At 64.6% G+C, this 14,964-nt stretch carries 13 protein-coding genes; 6 read left to right on the top strand and 7 right to left on the bottom strand.

Features of this window, described 5'->3' with window-relative positions; translation table 11 throughout:
- Window positions 1-133: 133 nt before the first annotated feature.
- Window positions 134-1,057 (bottom strand): LysR family transcriptional regulator, encoded by a 924-nt coding sequence (locus tag ABIA90_RS27095; RefSeq protein WP_354121761.1) that lies wholly within the window; start codon window positions 1,055-1,057, stop codon window positions 134-136.
- A gap of 213 nt (window positions 1,058-1,270) precedes the next feature.
- On the opposite strand from ABIA90_RS27095, the gene ABIA90_RS27090 reads away from it, so the two are divergent.
- The 3 genes from ABIA90_RS27090 to ABIA90_RS27080 are packed head-to-tail and all read left to right on the top strand — an operon-like array spanning window position 1,271 to window position 3,507.
- Window positions 1,271-1,981, top strand: a complete 711-nt coding sequence (locus ABIA90_RS27090) for an SDR family NAD(P)-dependent oxidoreductase (RefSeq protein WP_028154477.1) — start codon at window positions 1,271-1,273, stop codon at window positions 1,979-1,981.
- Between the two features lie 15 nt (window positions 1,982-1,996).
- The gene (locus ABIA90_RS27085; RefSeq protein WP_354121762.1) at window positions 1,997-2,233 is read left to right on the top strand and encodes a tautomerase family protein; all 237 of its coding nucleotides are present in this window, start codon (window positions 1,997-1,999) and stop codon (window positions 2,231-2,233) included.
- Window positions 2,234-2,265: 32 nt separating this feature from the next.
- Window positions 2,266-3,507 (top strand): MFS transporter, encoded by a 1,242-nt coding sequence (locus tag ABIA90_RS27080; protein ID WP_354121763.1) that lies wholly within the window; start codon window positions 2,266-2,268, stop codon window positions 3,505-3,507.
- 17 nt (window positions 3,508-3,524) lie between these two features.
- On the opposite strand, the gene ABIA90_RS27075 is transcribed toward ABIA90_RS27080, so the two are convergent.
- The 5 genes from ABIA90_RS27075 to ABIA90_RS27055 all read right to left on the bottom strand — a co-directional run bounded on the left by ABIA90_RS27075 (window position 3,525) and on the right by ABIA90_RS27055 (window position 9,783).
- Window positions 3,525-4,991, bottom strand: coding sequence for a flavin-containing monooxygenase (locus ABIA90_RS27075; protein WP_354121764.1), 1,467 nt, complete (start codon window positions 4,989-4,991; stop codon window positions 3,525-3,527).
- Window positions 4,992-5,140: 149 nt separating this feature from the next.
- Window positions 5,141-5,458, bottom strand: coding sequence for a nuclear transport factor 2 family protein (locus tag ABIA90_RS27070; RefSeq protein ID WP_354121765.1), 318 nt, complete (start codon window positions 5,456-5,458; stop codon window positions 5,141-5,143).
- A 162-nt stretch (window positions 5,459-5,620) separates the two neighbouring features.
- The gene (gene ahcY / locus ABIA90_RS27065; protein WP_063982186.1) at window positions 5,621-7,042 is read right to left on the bottom strand and encodes an adenosylhomocysteinase; all 1,422 of its coding nucleotides are present in this window, start codon (window positions 7,040-7,042) and stop codon (window positions 5,621-5,623) included.
- Between the two features lie 126 nt (window positions 7,043-7,168).
- Window positions 7,169-8,365 carry a methionine adenosyltransferase gene (gene metK / locus ABIA90_RS27060; protein WP_166099577.1) on the bottom strand — a complete coding sequence of 399 codons (1,197 nt, stop codon included), beginning with the start codon at window positions 8,363-8,365 and terminating at the stop codon, window positions 7,169-7,171.
- A 62-nt stretch (window positions 8,366-8,427) separates the two neighbouring features.
- Window positions 8,428-9,783 (bottom strand): hypothetical protein, encoded by a 1,356-nt coding sequence (locus ABIA90_RS27055; protein ID WP_038957543.1) that lies wholly within the window; start codon window positions 9,781-9,783, stop codon window positions 8,428-8,430.
- A 166-nt stretch (window positions 9,784-9,949) separates the two neighbouring features.
- Between ABIA90_RS27055 and ABIA90_RS27050 the strand changes: the two genes are divergently transcribed.
- From ABIA90_RS27050 to ABIA90_RS27040, 3 genes are all read left to right on the top strand, one after another.
- Window positions 9,950-11,656, top strand: a complete 1,707-nt coding sequence (locus ABIA90_RS27050) for a caspase family protein (protein WP_354121766.1) — start codon at window positions 9,950-9,952, stop codon at window positions 11,654-11,656.
- 314 nt (window positions 11,657-11,970) lie between these two features.
- The gene (locus ABIA90_RS27045; RefSeq protein ID WP_354121767.1) at window positions 11,971-12,900 is read left to right on the top strand and encodes a DUF2167 domain-containing protein; all 930 of its coding nucleotides are present in this window, start codon (window positions 11,971-11,973) and stop codon (window positions 12,898-12,900) included.
- Window positions 12,897-13,625, top strand: coding sequence for a site-2 protease family protein (locus ABIA90_RS27040; RefSeq protein ID WP_354121768.1), 729 nt, complete (start codon window positions 12,897-12,899; stop codon window positions 13,623-13,625). The genes ABIA90_RS27045 and ABIA90_RS27040 overlap by 4 nt, the downstream gene beginning before the upstream one ends.
- Window positions 13,626-13,835: 210 nt before the next feature.
- Here ABIA90_RS27040 and ABIA90_RS27035 read toward each other — a convergent pair whose 3' ends face one another.
- Entirely contained in the window at window positions 13,836-14,954 is a 1,119-nt protein-coding gene (locus ABIA90_RS27035) for a cobalamin-independent methionine synthase II family protein (protein WP_028151999.1), read from the bottom strand.
- Window positions 14,955-14,964 lie beyond the last annotated feature (10 nt).

The following is a 14,964-nucleotide window of genomic DNA, read 5'->3' as shown; positions in this document are numbered from 1 at the left end:
GAGTAACCCCGGCCGAGACAGGCTAGGACTCATCCGTTAAATCGGCGTTAACCGTTCTGGAACCATCGCCGATTCACCCCGGCGGCCGTATACGCAAAACAACGCATTGGCAGTCGCTGTGCCGCCGCAATGTCTAGCGTGCACCGAGGCTCTTCTTGAGCTGCGCAAAGTGCTTCTTCAGCCGGGGCACGGCGAAGTCGGTGAAGGCCCGTACCTTGGGCACCGAGAGCCGGCCCTGCGGGCAGATCAAATGCGCGGGCATCTCCGGATCCTCATCGCCGGCCAGCACGATCTCGAGCTCGCCGCGCCCGACCTGCTCGGCCACCTGATACGAATACATCCGCGCCACGCCGCGCCCGGCGACCGCTGACGCCACCGCCGCATAGGTGCTGTTGACGACGAGCCGCGGCGTGAACTGGACTGTCCTGGCTGCCGATGAGCCGGCCGGTGGCGCAAAGGTCCAGGAATTGGGAAGATGCGCCATCGCCACGATCTGGTGCTTGGCGAGATCGCCGGGTTCAGCGATGCGCGGGTGCTGCTTCAGGTAGCGCGGCGCTGCGACGACGACGCGGCTGATCTCGCCGACCCGCATCGCCACCATCGCCGAATCCGCGAGAGGTCCGATGCGAAGCGCGATGTCGACGCCCTCCTCGATCAGATTGACCGAACGGTCGAACAGCAGGAGCTTCGCCGACACCGTCGGATAGGCATCGAGAAATGCATCGAGGATCGGCCGCAGCACCATCTCGCCCGAGACCACCGGCGCCGTGATCGTGAGCAGGCCGCGCGGTGCCGTGCGCGGTCCGGCCGCGATGTCGTCGGCCTCCTCCAGCTCGGTGAGCACGCGGCGGCATATCGCAACATAGCGCTCGCCCTCCTCGCTCAGCTTGATCGATCGCGTCGTCCGGTGCAGCAGCTCGGCGCCGACCCGCTCCTCCAGGAAGGCGATGGCGCGGCTGACCGCAGCCGGCGAGCGGCCGAGCTTGCGTCCTGCGGCGGCCAAGCTGCCCTCGTCCACCGCAAGGACGAACACCTTCATCGCATCCAGACGATCCATGCCTACCCGTCGCCCCATCAAATTCCAGTGACAAGCTAGGCGCTCGCCCCCGCCGCGACAACCGCCGCCAAAGGCCGGTCCGGCATTCGTTCGCACCACGTAACAGTGTCTGCCGGACAACGTGTATTCGCAGCCGGGCCGCCGCGGCGTACCTCAGTACGCGAGCCAGCCGCTGCTGGCGCAGGTTCTGAAAGCCAACAACAGGAGTCCGCCATGGGTATCGAGCAGAAGGTCGCCATCATCACCGGTGCATCGCAGGGCATCGGCGCCGCCCTGGTTCAGGGTTTTCGCGATCGCAACTATCGCGTCGTCGCAACGGCGCGCTCCATAAAGCCGTCGGGCGACGATGACATCCTCGCCGTTCCCGGCGACATCGCCGACCGCGCCACCGCCGAACGCGTGGTCTCGCAGGCCGTCGCGCGCTTTGGCCGTGTCGACACGCTGGTCAACAATGCCGGCATCTTCGTCGCAAAGCCGTTCACCCAATACACGGCCGAGGACTATGCGGCGGTGATGGGCACCAACGTCGCAGGCTTTTTCCACATCACGCAGCTCGCCATTGCGGAGATGGAGAAGCAGGGTTCGGGTCACGTCGTCCAGATCACGACCACCCTGGCCGATCAGGCCAATTCGAACGTGCCGTCGGTGCTGGCCTCGCTGAGCAAGGGCGGGCTGAACGCCGCGACCAAGTCGCTCGCGATCGAATACGCCAGGCGCGGCATCCGCGTGAACGCGGTGGCGCCCGGCATCATCAAGTCGCCGATGCATCCCGTTGCGACGCACGCCCAGCTCGGCGCGCTGCATCCGGTCGGCCACATGGGCGAGATGTCCGACATCGTCGGTGCCGTGCTCTATCTCGAGCAGGCAAGCTTCGTCACCGGCGAGATCCTGCACGTCGACGGCGGCCAGAGCGCCGGCCACTGAGCGCGGAGAAACACCATGCCGATCGTCACCATTCAAGTGACCCGCGAAGGAACGACGCCGGGAGCGGCGTCGCTCACGGCGGAGGAGAAGGCCGCGCTGATCAGGGGATCGAGCCAGTTGCTGCTCGATGTGCTCGGCAAGCCGCTCGAGTCCACCTTCGTCGTGATCGAGGAAGTCGACACCGACAATTGGGGCTGGGGCGGCCTGCCCGTGCAGGACTTCCGGCGCCAGCGCGCCGCAAAGACAGGATGATCCGCGCGCCATTGTGTGCGCAGGAGGATGACATGACAGAACTCAATGCAAACACTGGGCACCACGCCCGGCCGCATCAGCGGCCGGGATCGGAATCGCAATCGACTTCGCGGCAGGCTTGGCGATACGCCGTGGCGGGAATGTCCGCATCACTGGTCGGGCTCGGCCTCGCCCGCTTTTCTTACACGCCGCTGATCCCGGCGCTGATCGCCGCCAAATGGTTCAGCGCATCCGACGTCGTTTATCTCGGCGCTGCCAACCTCGCCGGTTACCTCGCCGGCGCGCTCGCCGCACGCGCCTTGGCCACCCGCATCGGCGCCGTCCGCGCGCTGCGGGCGATGATGCTGCTTGCCACCCTCTCCTTCTTCGCGAGCTCTACCCCGGTGTCGTTCACCTGGTTTTTCGCCTGGCGCTTTCTGTCGGGCCTCACCGGCGGAATCATCATGGTGTTGGCGGCCTCCGTCATTCTGCCGCACGTATCGGCCGCGAGGCGCGGCATCGTCGGCGGCGTGATCTTTGCCGGCGTCGGCCTTGGCGTCGCGGCATCGGGCACGCTGGTGCCGTTGCTCCTTCAACAGGGCTTGCAGCAGAGCTGGTATGGCCTCGGCGTGCTCTCCGCCGTGCTCACGCTCGCGAGCTGGTGGAACTGGCCTGCGGAGCCCAGGAGCGATGCCGCGCCTTCGTATCACGCGAAGTCCCATCAGGCCTCGCCCGCCGTCCGCGCGCTTCTGGTCCAGTATGGCCTCAACGCGGTGGCCCTGGTGCCGCACATGGTCTTCATCGTCGACTTCGTGGCGCGTGGCCTCGGCCAGGGCATTGCCGCGGGCTCGCGCTACTGGGTGCTGTACGGTCTCGGCGCCATCGTCGGCCCGCTCGTCACCGGCCATCTCGGTGACCGCTCGGGATTTGGACCGGCCTTGCGCGCGGCCTTCCTGATCGAGGCGGCCGCCGTGCTGCTGCCCACCGTCAGCACCGCGCCTCTCTCGCTGATCGTGTCGAGCGTGGTGGTCGGCGGCTTCACCCCTGGTATCGTGCCGCTGGTGCTCGGGCGCATTCATGAGCTCGTGCCGCACTCGACCGAGCAGCAGCGCGCGACATGGAGCCACGCCACAACCAGCTTTGCGCTGTTCCAGGCGGCGGCAGCCTACGGCTTCTCCTGGATCTACGCGCAGACCGGCGGCGACTATCTGGTCCTGTTCGGACTTGGCGGCGCCGCCGTGGTGCTCGCGCTTGCGATCGATCTTGGGCTCGCGCTCACCACGCGCAAGGCATAAAGCGGGCGGCTGCGTGATCAGGAATACTGCATCACGCCGTCGTCGATTTTGCCGAAGCGCAAGGAGACGATGTCGAGCGCGTAGTTCTGGTACAGCCGCCATGGCTGCTTCGAGCCCTGCTTCGGCATCTTCGCGACCGAGCGCTGCACATAGCCCGAGGTGAAATCGAGCGACGGCTGCGCGGTGATTTCAGGATCGTCATTGTGCGGCATGCACTGACGGAAATTGTGCCGGTCCATGTAGTTGATGAGACGGCAGACATATTCGCAGGTGAGATCGCATTTCAGCGTCCAGGACGCGTTGGTATAGCCGAAGGCCGACGCCATGTTCGGCACGTCGGCATACATCATGCCCTTGTAGGTCAGCGTGTTGGCGAAATCGATGGCGCGGCCGTCGACGCTGATTTCGAGACCGCCGACGACCTGGAGCACCAGCCCCGTCGCGGTGACGATGATGTCGGCCGCAAGCTCGCGGCCATCCTTCAGGCGAATGCCGTCGCGCGTAAACGTGTCGATCTCGTTGGTGACGACGGCGGCGCGCTGCTCGCGGATCGCCTTGAACAGATCGCCGTCGGGCACGAGGCAGAGCCGCTGGTCCCAGGGATTGTAGCGCGGCGTGAAATGGGTCGCGACGTCGTAGTCGGGGCCGAGCGCCATCTGCACGCCTTTGAGCACCAGCTCCTTGACCTTGGCAGGGCGGCGCCGGCTGAGCTGGAAGAAGAACATCCCCCACATCACGTTGCGCCAGCGGATGACATGATAGGCAAGCCGCGTCGGCAGATTGCGGCGCAATTTGTTGGCGACGGGGTCCTGCGCCGGACGCGACACCACGTAGGTCGGCGAGCGCTGGAGCATGGTGACCTGCACCGCCTTCTTGGCGAGCTCGGGCACCAGCGTCACTGCGGTTGCGCCCGAGCCGATCACGACGACGCGTTTTCCCGCGTAGTCGATGTCCTCGGTCCATTTCTGCGGATGCACGATGCGGCCGGCGAAATCCGCCACGCCCGCAAACTCCGGCGTGTAGCCCGCCTCGTATTTGTAATAGCCCGAGCACATGAACAGGAAATTGCAGGTGAAGCGCACGAGCTCGGTTGCGCCCTCGCCCGTAATGCGCTCGGCCTCGACGGTCCAGCGCGCGTCCGGCGTCGACCACGCCGCGCGCTTGACGCGATGACGGAAGCGGATGTGCTTCTCGATGCCGTTCTCGGCTGCTGTCTCGCGCACGTAGTTCAGGATCTGCGGCCCGTCCGCGATCGCCTTCGGATCGGTCCACGGCTTGAAGGAGTAGCCGAGCGTGAACATGTCGCTGTCGGAGCGGACGCCGGGATAGCGGAACAGGTCCCAGGTGCCGCCGATACAGTCGCGGCCTTCGAGGATGACGTAGCTCTTGTCCGGGCACTTGCTCTGAAGATGATAGCCCGCGCCGATGCCGGACAGGCCGGCACCGACGATCAGGACGTCGAAATGTTCTGCGGCTTTAGCCATGGCGTTCTCCCCGGCACAGGATGGGCGACGCCGTGCCGAATTGCAACCGTCAGGCGGTGGCAGCACCGTAGACAAGGGCTGTGTCGAAATACTCGTAGAATTCCACTGCCTTGCCATCCTTGAAACGCCAGAAATCGACCTTCGGGGTCTCAGCGATTCCCGGTCCGTTTGTTGGTCCAGGCACATGAGCCGCGCGCGAAAACAGCGTCGCCCTGCGCGACGTATTCATTCATGGTGTAGTGCTGCATGCTCCAGTCAGCCAGCAGACCGTCGAAATAGCCACGCAGCTGCGCGCGGTCGTCATAACACTTGGCAAAGGGCACCGCCGGAGCCCCCTGCGGAAGCGAGTCGAATTTGATCTGCGGGCCGATGACGCTGTCGAACCAATAGTCGACGCTCCCGCCTTTGCTGTCGTTCCACCGATGATAGGCTTCTTTGAGCAACTGAACGTTGGCTTCGCTGGACATCGCATTCCCTCCATATGCATTTGACAATGAACGTGGGAAACGCGGCCACCCGCTTCAGAAGTGGCGGGCTTGTTTTGGCTCTACCTCCGAGCGTAGCACAATGAGTCTACAAAAAAGGCCCCGGATCGCTCCGGGGCCTTCGTGTTGCAGCTGGATGCGATCTCAGTAGCGGTAGTGGTCCGACTTGTACGGACCTTCCTGCTTCACGCCGATGTAGTCGGCCTGGTCCTTGCGCAGCTCGGTGAGCTTGACGCCGATCTTGGCGAGGTGCAGGCGCGCGACCTTCTCGTCCAGCGACTTCGGCAGCACGTACACTTCCTTCTTGTACTTGCCGTCCTTGTTGTTGGCGAACAGCTCGATCTGCGCCAGCGTCTGGTTGGTGAAGGAGGCCGACATCACGAAGGACGGATGGCCCATCGCGTTGCCGAGGTTCACGAGGCGGCCTTCCGACAGCATGATGATGCGGTGCTTGTCGGGGAATTCGATCTCGTCGACCTGCGGCTTGATGTTGGTCCACTTCAGGTTACGCAGACCCGCGATCTGGATCTCGTTGTCGAAGTGGCCGATGTTGCAGACGATGGCGCGATCCTTCATCGCGCGCATGTGCTCGATCGTGATGATGTCCTTGTTGCCGGTCGCGGTGACGAAGATGTCGGCGCGCGGGGCGGCGTCTTCCATGGTCACGACCTCGTAGCCCTCCATCGCGGCCTGCAGCGCGCAGATCGGATCGACTTCCGACACCATCACGCGGCAGCCGGCCTGGCGCAGCGACGCGGCCGAGCCCTTGCCGACATCGCCGAAGCCCGCGACCATCGCGACCTTGCCCGACATCATCACGTCGGTGCCGCGACGGATGCCGTCGACCAGCGATTCACGGCAGCCATAGAGGTTGTCGAACTTCGACTTGGTGACGCTGTCGTTGACGTTGATCGCCGGCCACAGCAGCGTGCCGGCCTTCTGCATGTCATAGAGACGATGCACGCCCGTGGTGGTCTCTTCGGAAACGCCCTTGATGCTCTTGGCGATCTCGGCGAAGTAGCCCTTCGGCTTCTCCTTGAGCTGCTTCTTCAGGAGCGCGAAGAAGACTTCCTCTTCCTCGGAGCCGGGCTTGTCGAGGAACGCGGTGTCGCCGTTCTCGGCGCGCAGACCGAGATGGACGTACATGGTGGCATCGCCGCCGTCATCGAGGATCATGTTCGGGTGACCGCCGCCGTGCCAGTCGAACAGTTTTGCGGTGTAGTCCCAGTATTCGGCGAGCGTCTCGCCCTTGACCGCGAAGACGGGAATGCCGGCGGCCGCGATCGCCGCGGCGGCGTGGTCCTGCGTCGAATAGATGTTGCAGGAGACCCAGCGAATGTCGGCGCCGAGGGCTGCCAGCGTCTCGATCAGCACGCCGGTCTGGATCGTCATGTGCAGCGAGCCGGCGATGCGCGCGCCCTTCAGCGGCTGCTTCGGGCCGAACTCCTCGCGGGTGGCCATCAGGCCGGGCATCTCGGTCTCGGCCAGCGAGAGTTCCTTGCGGCCGAAGTCGGCGAGCGAAATGTCCTTGACGATGTAGTCGGTGAAGCCGGGCTTCGCATTCATAGCGGAGGTCCTGTTGTTGAATTGGTCGTTCCGGGTCGCCTTAGAAAGGCGAACCCGGAATCTCGACATGATGGATAAGGATCCCGGGTTCGCCGCTGTCGCGGCGCCCCGGAACGACGTTGGTGATCAGAGCGCGCGCTTGAGCGCTTCGACCAGGTCGGTCTTCTCCCAGGAGAAGCCGCCCTCGTTGTCGGGCGTGCGGCCGAAATGGCCGTAGGCCGAGGTGCGCGCGTAGATCGGGCGGTTGAGGTCGAGATGGCTGCGGATGCCGCGCGGGGTGAGATCCATCGCCTTGGCGGCGGCCATCTCGAGCTGGTCCTCCGACACCTTACCGGTGCCGTGGGTGTCGATGTAGATCGACAGCGGACGCGCGACGCCGATGGCGTAGGCGAGCTGGAGGGTGCAGCGATCGGCGAGACCGGCCGCGACGATGTTCTTGGCGACGTAGCGCGCCGCGTAAGCCGCCGAACGGTCGACCTTGGTCGGATCCTTGCCGGAGAACGCACCGCCGCCATGCGGGGCCGCGCCACCATAGGTGTCGACGATGATCTTGCGGCCGGTCAGGCCGGAATCGCCGTCCGGACCGCCGATGTAGAACTTGCCGGTCGGATTGATGTGCCAGATGGTCTTCGGCGTGATCCAGTCCTTCGGCAGCGCCTCGCGGACATAGGGCTCGACGATGTCGCGGATCTGCTTCGACGAGATGTCCTCGACCAGATGCTGGTGCGACACGACGATCTCGCGCACGCCGACCGGCTTGCCGTTCTCGTACTGCACGGTGACCTGGCTCTTGGAGTCCGGACCCAGCACCTTCTCGCGGCCGGAGTGACGCGCTTCCGAGATGAGGCGCAGGATCTTGTGGGCATAGAAGATCGGCGCCGGCATCAGATCAGGCGTCTCGTTGGTGGCGTAACCGAACATGATGCCCTGGTCGCCTGCGCCCTCTTCCTTGACCTCGCCCGGCTGCAGCGCATCGACGCCCTGCGCGATGTCGGCCGACTGCGGATGCAGCAGGATTTCGATGTCGGCCTTCTCCCAGTGGAAGCCGTCCTGCTCGTAGCCGATGTCCTTGATCGCGGCGCGCACGACGCCTTCGATCTGCTCGTTGGTGACGGATGCGGGACCTCGGGTCTCGCCGGCGATCACCACCTTGTTGGTGGTCGCGAGCGTCTCGCAGGCCGCACGGATCTGCCACGGATCGATGCCGGCTTTCGGCCCTTCGCGGTAGAACAGATCGACGATTTCATCGGAGATCCGGTCACAGACCTTGTCGGGATGACCCTCGGACACGGATTCGCTGGTGAAGAGATAGGACGCGCGCATCAGTAACCCCTTGTTCCGCCGTTAACCTGGCGGGCGTTTGCGATGTTTAACCTTGGATTATGTCAATCACGCCGTCGCGAGATGACGTAGGACTCGTCGAGAAACCAGAGCCCGTTGTACTTCCGCAGCACGTCCCGGGCGGCATCCAGAGTGCGGCCGTTTTGAGTCATTTCTGTCAATCGGTCGTCCTCGATCTGCGCCACATACACCGCCGCATTCCACGCTGCAAAGGCCGTCGAGGTTCCGATGGTACCCGTCACCTCGTTGGGCAGCGCTTCCATATCATACCTGAAGATCGAACGGTTGTCCGCATAAGCATTAAAATTTAGGTCGCGGCCCAACGACCCGAGCTCATACTTTACCGCGCGCAATAGCTCATGACGGCTGACCGCGAAAGGATTTTCTCCAGGCCAGATCGCCTGGATCATTTCCATGCCGGGATCGTGACCGTGGGAGTGGATACCGATCAGGCGCCCGCCCGGCCGAAGCGCCCGCGCCAGCGGTGCAATGATCCGCTTTGCCCGGAAATTGACCGAGGACAGGGCGCGGTAGGGCTGGGATGCAATGACCAGGTCGAAATTGGCCTCGGTCTGGCCCGGCCGCGGAATGGTCGAATCCAGCAGGAACCTGTGGTCCTCGCGGTAGAGCACCAGCACGACGGGCCGCTCGTAGAGTGGCATCGCCGTGCGCGGGCTGATCGCGGCGCGCCAGTTCTGCTCCAGGAACGGCCTCAACTCGGCGATCTGCTGCTCGAACTCGCCTGATGAGGCGCCCCGTAGCGGAACCTCGTGCCAGACGGTGGCCGCCGCCGCCGCGGGCGATGCCGGCGTGAGCCAGGGCGCCTCGGAGTAGAACATGTTGGTGAACACGAACACCGACGCCGGATGCTCGAAAATGCGGTCCGGGACCCTCTCCAGCGTCAGCCGCAAGTCCTCGAGGCTGAGCTCCTTGCCGGCGACGTAGAACGGCATGTGCGGGTAGCGCTGGTGCGTTGCGCGCAGCACCCGGGCCAGCACCGTGCCGTCGCCAACGCCTGCGTCGAAGATGCGCAGCGCCGGCGGGCGCGGATGGATGCTGGCGAGCTCCAGCGCGACGCGCTCGGCGACCACCCGCTTCTCGCTGCAGGTATGGACGAACAGCAGGTATTTTTGCCGGTTCTCGAAGAAACGGAAATTGCCGCGCGGATCGCGTTTTTCCGGCGGCACCTGGAGCCCCCGCGGCGGCGGCAGGCCGCCGGTCGTCGATGCGGCGATATAGGCCTGGATCCGCTCCAGCGTGTCGATCGTGATGCGCTTTCCCTCGCGCAGGCGATGGACCAGCTTCCCATCGTTCACCGCGCGCCGGCCAAACGTCGATTCCGCCATGTCCGCCTTGCGGCAGAACTCGGTGATTTGGCTGAGGATTTCGTCGTTCTTCATGAGTGGGAAAGCGGTGGGCAGAACTGTTGGGACCAGCGTCGTAGCAAAATCTGCCCACTGAGGGAATACCCTCTCTTGGCTTTACCCCACGTCCAATGACGAGCGCGTGAACCCCGGCGCACCGCCGGACAACAAACAAGCGCCTCTCCTTCATGGGACCACCGCCATGCGCCGCCTGCTTGTCGCGCTCTGCCTGCTCACTGCAATCCAGTGGGCCGCGCCCGCCTTCGCGCAGGCGCGCAGCCAGCTCGGGCCGCTCTGCACGACCGACACCACGCCGCCGGACCAGATGATCGACGCCTGCAACAAGATCGTCGCGCTGAAGGTGTTCAAAGGCGAGCAGCTCGCGACGATCTATTTCTGGCGCGCGGTGGGCTGGAACAAGAAGGGCGACTATTCGAAGGTGATCGCCGACACCACCGAGGCGATCCGGCTCCAGCCGAGCCAGGCGGTCTACAATCTCAGGGGATCGGCCTATTACGACAAGGGCGACTACGACATCGCGATCGCCGATTTCGACGATGCGCTGAAGCTCGGCCCGCCTGATGGCACCATCTTCCACAATCGCGGCAACGCCTGGCGCGGCAAGGGCGACTACGCCAAGGCGATCGCCGACTACGATGCCACGATCAAGCTGCAGCCCAAATCGACGTTCTCGTTCCAGAATCGCGGCATTGCGAAGGAGGCGCTCGGCGATCTCGACGGCGCGCTTGCCGACATCAACCAGGCGATCCGGCTCGACCCGACACTGCCGCAGCCGCTGATCAACCGCACCGCGATCTGGCGCGTGCGGGGCGATCTCGATCGCGCCATTGCCGATAGCAGCGAGGCAATTCGGCTTGCGAAAGAGAAACCGCCCGCCAACATCATGACGCCGCCGAACAGCGTGCTGATATCAGGCTATATCCACCGCGCGCTGGCCTATGAGGCGAAGGGCGACTACGCCCATGCGCGCGACGACTACAAGGCGACGCTGGCGATCGTGGCGTCCGATGCCGGCAGCAAGGCCAACCAGGCGACCGCCAAGGTGCGGCTGTCGCTGGTGACGGATGCGCTCACCCCCATCCCGCGCGATGCGCCGTCACCGGTGACGCAGCCGGCCCCGCAACAAACGAGCGCGGCACCTGCGCCCTCGCCTACCCCGGCGACGCCTGGCAAGCGCCTGGCACTGGTGATCGGCAATGGCGCCTACGCGCATGTCAAGGCGCTGCCCAATCCGGCCAACGATGCGCGCGCCGTCGCCAGGAGCCTGCGCGACATCGGCTTCACGGTGTCCGAGGGCATCGATCTCGACCGCGCAGCGATGCAGAAAGTGACGCGCGACTTCCTGCGCGAGGCGGCGCGGGCACAGGTCGCGTTGATGTACTATGCCGGCCACGGCGTGCAGGTCGACGGCCGCAACTATCTCATCCCCGTCGACGTCGAGCTCAAGCCCGGCGCGGGCATGACGGAGGCGATGATCGACATGGACACGATCATGGCCGGCCTCGACGACCAGGTCCGCACCAACATTTTGATCTTCGATGCCTGCCGCAACAACCCGATGGCGCAGCAGGTCGCAGCCGCCGGCACCAACCGAGGCATCGAGGGCGCTTCGGGCCTCGCAGCGCCAACGAGCCTGGGCGCCGGTGCAACGCTAGGCGCGGGCACGCTGATCGCGTTCGCCACCGCGCCGGGCCAGGTCGCGCTCGACGGCGAAGGCGCCAACTCGCCGTTCTCCGCCGCCCTCTCCCGCCATCTCGGCACGCCGGGGCTGGAGGTGCAGCAGATGCTGACGCGCGTGCGGGCGGAAGTGGTCTCGAGCACGAAGAACAAGCAGGTGCCGTGGTCGAACTCGTCGCTTCTGGGCGAGGTTTACCTGGCGGAGAAGTGAGGGCGGGTGAGCGCACTGGCTTTCAAGGGTGCGACGCTGCCCGCCACTCACTCGGTGTCATCGCCCGGCTCGACCGGCGATCCAGTAATCCGAGACACCAGTGATTCACCGAGAAGCCGCGGCGTACTGGATTCCCCGCTTTCGCGGGGAATGACTGCGGAGGACGAAGCATCTGCCATCGCCCCAACGCGCCAAATTTGCAACAACCCGCGAGATAGTCGACCGCAACCTACGGCTGCGCTATTTTGTCGCATATCGTTATCCTACAGTGCCGGCAACACCGAGAATCGGTGCACTGATCGCTGGGGAATCTTGTGAGAAAATTCATCGCCGCTGTCGGCATCATTCTGTCCGTCATATTCGGGGCACAGCCCGGCCTCTCGCAAAACGCTCCGTCCAGCGAGGCAGCGCGCAAAGCAGAGCTGGCCGCCGCATGGCAGGCGGCCGGCAATGCGGGCACGGCCGGCCCCGCCGACATTCCCCTGATCGACCAGGCGACGCTGAAAATCCCGGCCGGCGACTTCTTCGTGCCGAAGGCCGAAGCGGCGCGGGTGATGCGCGCGCTCGGCAACACGGTTCACGAAACGAATTTTGTTGGCCTCGTGCTCGGCACCCGTCAGAACGACCGCTGGCTGGTGGTGATCAACTATATCAAGGAAGGCTACATCAAGGATGATGCCGCCAAGGACTGGAACGCCGACGATCTCCTCAAGAACCTGAAGGAAGGTGTCGAAGAGTCCAACAAGGACCGCGCCGCCCGCGGATTTCCCGAGATGGAGGTGATCGGCTGGATCGAGCCGCCGAAATATGATGCCGTGGCGCATCGACTGGTCTGGTCGATCCTCGGCAAGGACAAGGGCGCACCGGACGACGCGCGCAAGGACGTCAACTACAACACCTACGCTTTGGGGCGCGACGGGTATTTCAGCCTGAACCTGCTGTCGGACTCGAGCCGGATCGCAACAGACAAGGGGGCGGCGCACGAGCTGCTCGCCAACCTCTCCTATCAATCCGGTAAGCGTTACGAGGATTTCAGCGCCTCGACCGACCGCATCGCCGAATACGGACTGCTCGCGCTGGTCGGCGGCGTCGCCGCCAAGAAGCTCGGCCTGTTTGCCCTGGCGCTCGCCTTCGTGCTGAAATTCGCGAAAGTCATCATCTTCGGCCTCGCAGTGGCCGGTGCCGGCGTCATGAAATTCTTCCGCCGCAAGCCGCGCGACGATTCCGCCGGCGGCGCCGCATGAAGACGCTTTTCCTGCTGCTGTTCTCCGGACTGAAATGGGGAAAGCTCGCCACCAGCGGCGGCACCATGCTGCTGTCTCTGGCGGTCTACGCGACGATCTGGGGCTGGCGCTACGCCGCGGGCATCATCGCACTCTTGTTCGCGCACGAAATGGGGCACTACGTCGCCGCGCGGCAGCGCGGCCTCGACGTCGGCGCGCCGACCTTCATTCCATTCGTCGGTGCCTGGATCGCGCTCAAGGACAAGCCTGTCGATGTCGAGACGGAAGCCTATGTGGCGATCGCGGGTCCGGTGGTCGGTACAGTGGCGGCGCTCGCGGTCTATCTGTGGGCGAGATCGGAGGACAGCGCCCTCCTGCTCGCGATCTCCTATGCGGGGCTGTTCCTCAATCTCTTCAACCTGCTGCCGATCTCACCGCTCGATGGCGGCCGGGTGACGGCCGTCCTCGGCCCGCGAATCTGGTTCGTCGGGGTGCCGATCCTGGTTGCCTTGATGCTGTATCGGCCGAGCCCGATGCTGCTCATCGTGGCGATCCTGGCGGCCCCGCAGCTGATCAGCGCCTGGCGATACGATCCGCACGCGCCGGAGAACGTCGCCTATTACGGCGTGCCGCTCCAGACCAAGCTCGAATATGGCGGCGCCTATCTCGCGCTCGCAGCCCTGCTCGCGGTCATGACCTATGACGTGCACGAGATGCTGGGGCCGATGATGCGGACGACGCCGTAGTCAAGCTCGCCGCGAGTTCGCCCCAGCTGTCATCGCCCGGCTTGACCGGGCGATCCAGTATTCCAGAGACAGCGGTGAGATACGGAGGGGCCGGCGCACTGGATTCCCCGCTTGCCGCCTACGCTGAAGCTTCGGCGCCGCTAGACTGAAGCCCCGGCGAAGCCTTGGCGTAGCCGGGTCGCGGGGAATGACAGCAGCCACGTGGCAAACTTAGTTGCCCCACACTTCCTTGGCGATCTCGACCGCAAGGCCGAGCTTCGCCCACTGCTCTTCCTCGGAGAGGATGTTGCCTTCCTCGGTCGAGGCAAAGCCGCACTGCGGGGACAGCGCGAGCTGCTCCAGCGGCGCGAATTTGGCGGCCTCTTCGAGGCGACGCTTGATGTCGTCCTTTTTCTCGAGCTCGCCGAACTTCGAGGTGATGACGCCGACCACGACGACCTTGTTGCCCTTGGGCAGGAAGCGCAGCGGCTCGAAGCCGCCAGCGCGGTCGCTGTCGTATTCGAGGAAGTAGCCATCGTAATTGGTGCCGGCCAGCATGGTCTCGGCCACGGGCTCGTAGCCGCCCGAAGAAATCCAGGTCGAGCGGAAATTGCCGCGGCAGACATGCGTCGTCACCACCATGTCGGCCGGCTTCTCGGCCAGCGCGTAGTTGATGACGCGCGCATAGATCTGCTGGAGACCCTCGGGATTGTCGCCGCGCTCGCGCGCCTTCTTCAATTCGTCCTGCGAACAGAGATAGGCCCACACGGTGTCGTCGAACTGAAGATAGCGGCAGCCGGCATCGTAAAACGCCTTCACGGCCTTGCGGTAGGTCTTGCCGAGGTCTTCGTAGAACGCGTCGAGATCGGGATAGACGTCCTTGGAGATTGCCTTGCGGCCGCCGCGGAAGTGCAGCACGGCCGGCGAGGGAATCGTCATCTTGGCGGTGACGTGGGCCTGGTCGGCGGACTTCTTCAGGAAGCGGAAGTGATCCAGCATCGGATGGTCGTCGGGGAAATCGAGCTTGCCGATCACGCGGACCGCATCATGCCGCGTCTCGACGCCCGCGAACTGGATGCCCGTGTCCGGGTGAAACATTTCGCAGCCGGTGAGCTTGGCCAGGAAGTCAAAGTGCCACCAGGAGCGGCGGAATTCGCCGTCGGTCGCGAGCTTCAGGCCGATCGAGGCCTGCTTGTGCACGACCTTCTCGATCTCCATGTCCTCGATCTTGCGCAGATCGTCAGCCGAGATCTCGCCCTTCTCGAGCCTGACGCGGGCTTCCTTGATCTTGGCCGGACGCAGGAGACTGCCGACCTCGTCGGCGCGGAAGGGGGCTTTGGTTCGCTGCATTTCTTGTCTC

Origin of the sequence: Bradyrhizobium sp. LA6.8 (genome assembly GCF_040547935.1) — a bacterium.
GTDB lineage: Bacteria > Pseudomonadota > Alphaproteobacteria > Rhizobiales > Xanthobacteraceae > Bradyrhizobium > Bradyrhizobium barranii.
The sequence above is the reverse complement of the archived record's forward strand: the minus strand, read 5'-3'. Positions and strand labels throughout refer to the sequence as shown.

Bases quoted from the DNA above. Each gene is read 5' to 3' on its own strand.
- ABIA90_RS27095 (WP_354121761.1), bottom strand. From the start codon at position 1,057: ATGGATCGTCTGGATGCGATGAAGGTGTTCGTCCTTGCGGTGGACGAG.
- ABIA90_RS27090 (WP_028154477.1), top strand. From the start codon at position 1,271: ATGGGTATCGAGCAGAAGGTCGCCATCATCACCGGTGCATCGCAGGGC.
- ABIA90_RS27085 (WP_354121762.1), top strand. From the start codon at position 1,997: ATGCCGATCGTCACCATTCAAGTGACCCGCGAAGGAACGACGCCGGGA.
- ABIA90_RS27080 (WP_354121763.1), top strand. From the start codon at position 2,266: ATGACAGAACTCAATGCAAACACTGGGCACCACGCCCGGCCGCATCAG.
- ABIA90_RS27075 (WP_354121764.1), bottom strand. From the start codon at position 4,991: ATGGCTAAAGCCGCAGAACATTTCGACGTCCTGATCGTCGGTGCCGGC.
- ABIA90_RS27070 (WP_354121765.1), bottom strand. From the start codon at position 5,458: ATGTCCAGCGAAGCCAACGTTCAGTTGCTCAAAGAAGCCTATCATCGG.
- ahcY (WP_063982186.1), bottom strand. From the start codon at position 7,042: ATGAATGCGAAGCCCGGCTTCACCGACTACATCGTCAAGGACATTTCG.
- metK (WP_166099577.1), bottom strand. From the start codon at position 8,365: ATGCGCGCGTCCTATCTCTTCACCAGCGAATCCGTGTCCGAGGGTCAT.
- ABIA90_RS27055 (WP_038957543.1), bottom strand. From the start codon at position 9,783: ATGAAGAACGACGAAATCCTCAGCCAAATCACCGAGTTCTGCCGCAAG.
- ABIA90_RS27050 (WP_354121766.1), top strand. From the start codon at position 9,950: ATGCGCCGCCTGCTTGTCGCGCTCTGCCTGCTCACTGCAATCCAGTGG.
- ABIA90_RS27040 (WP_354121768.1), top strand. From the start codon at position 12,897: ATGAAGACGCTTTTCCTGCTGCTGTTCTCCGGACTGAAATGGGGAAAG.
- ABIA90_RS27035 (WP_028151999.1), bottom strand. From the start codon at position 14,954: ATGCAGCGAACCAAAGCCCCCTTCCGCGCCGACGAGGTCGGCAGTCTC.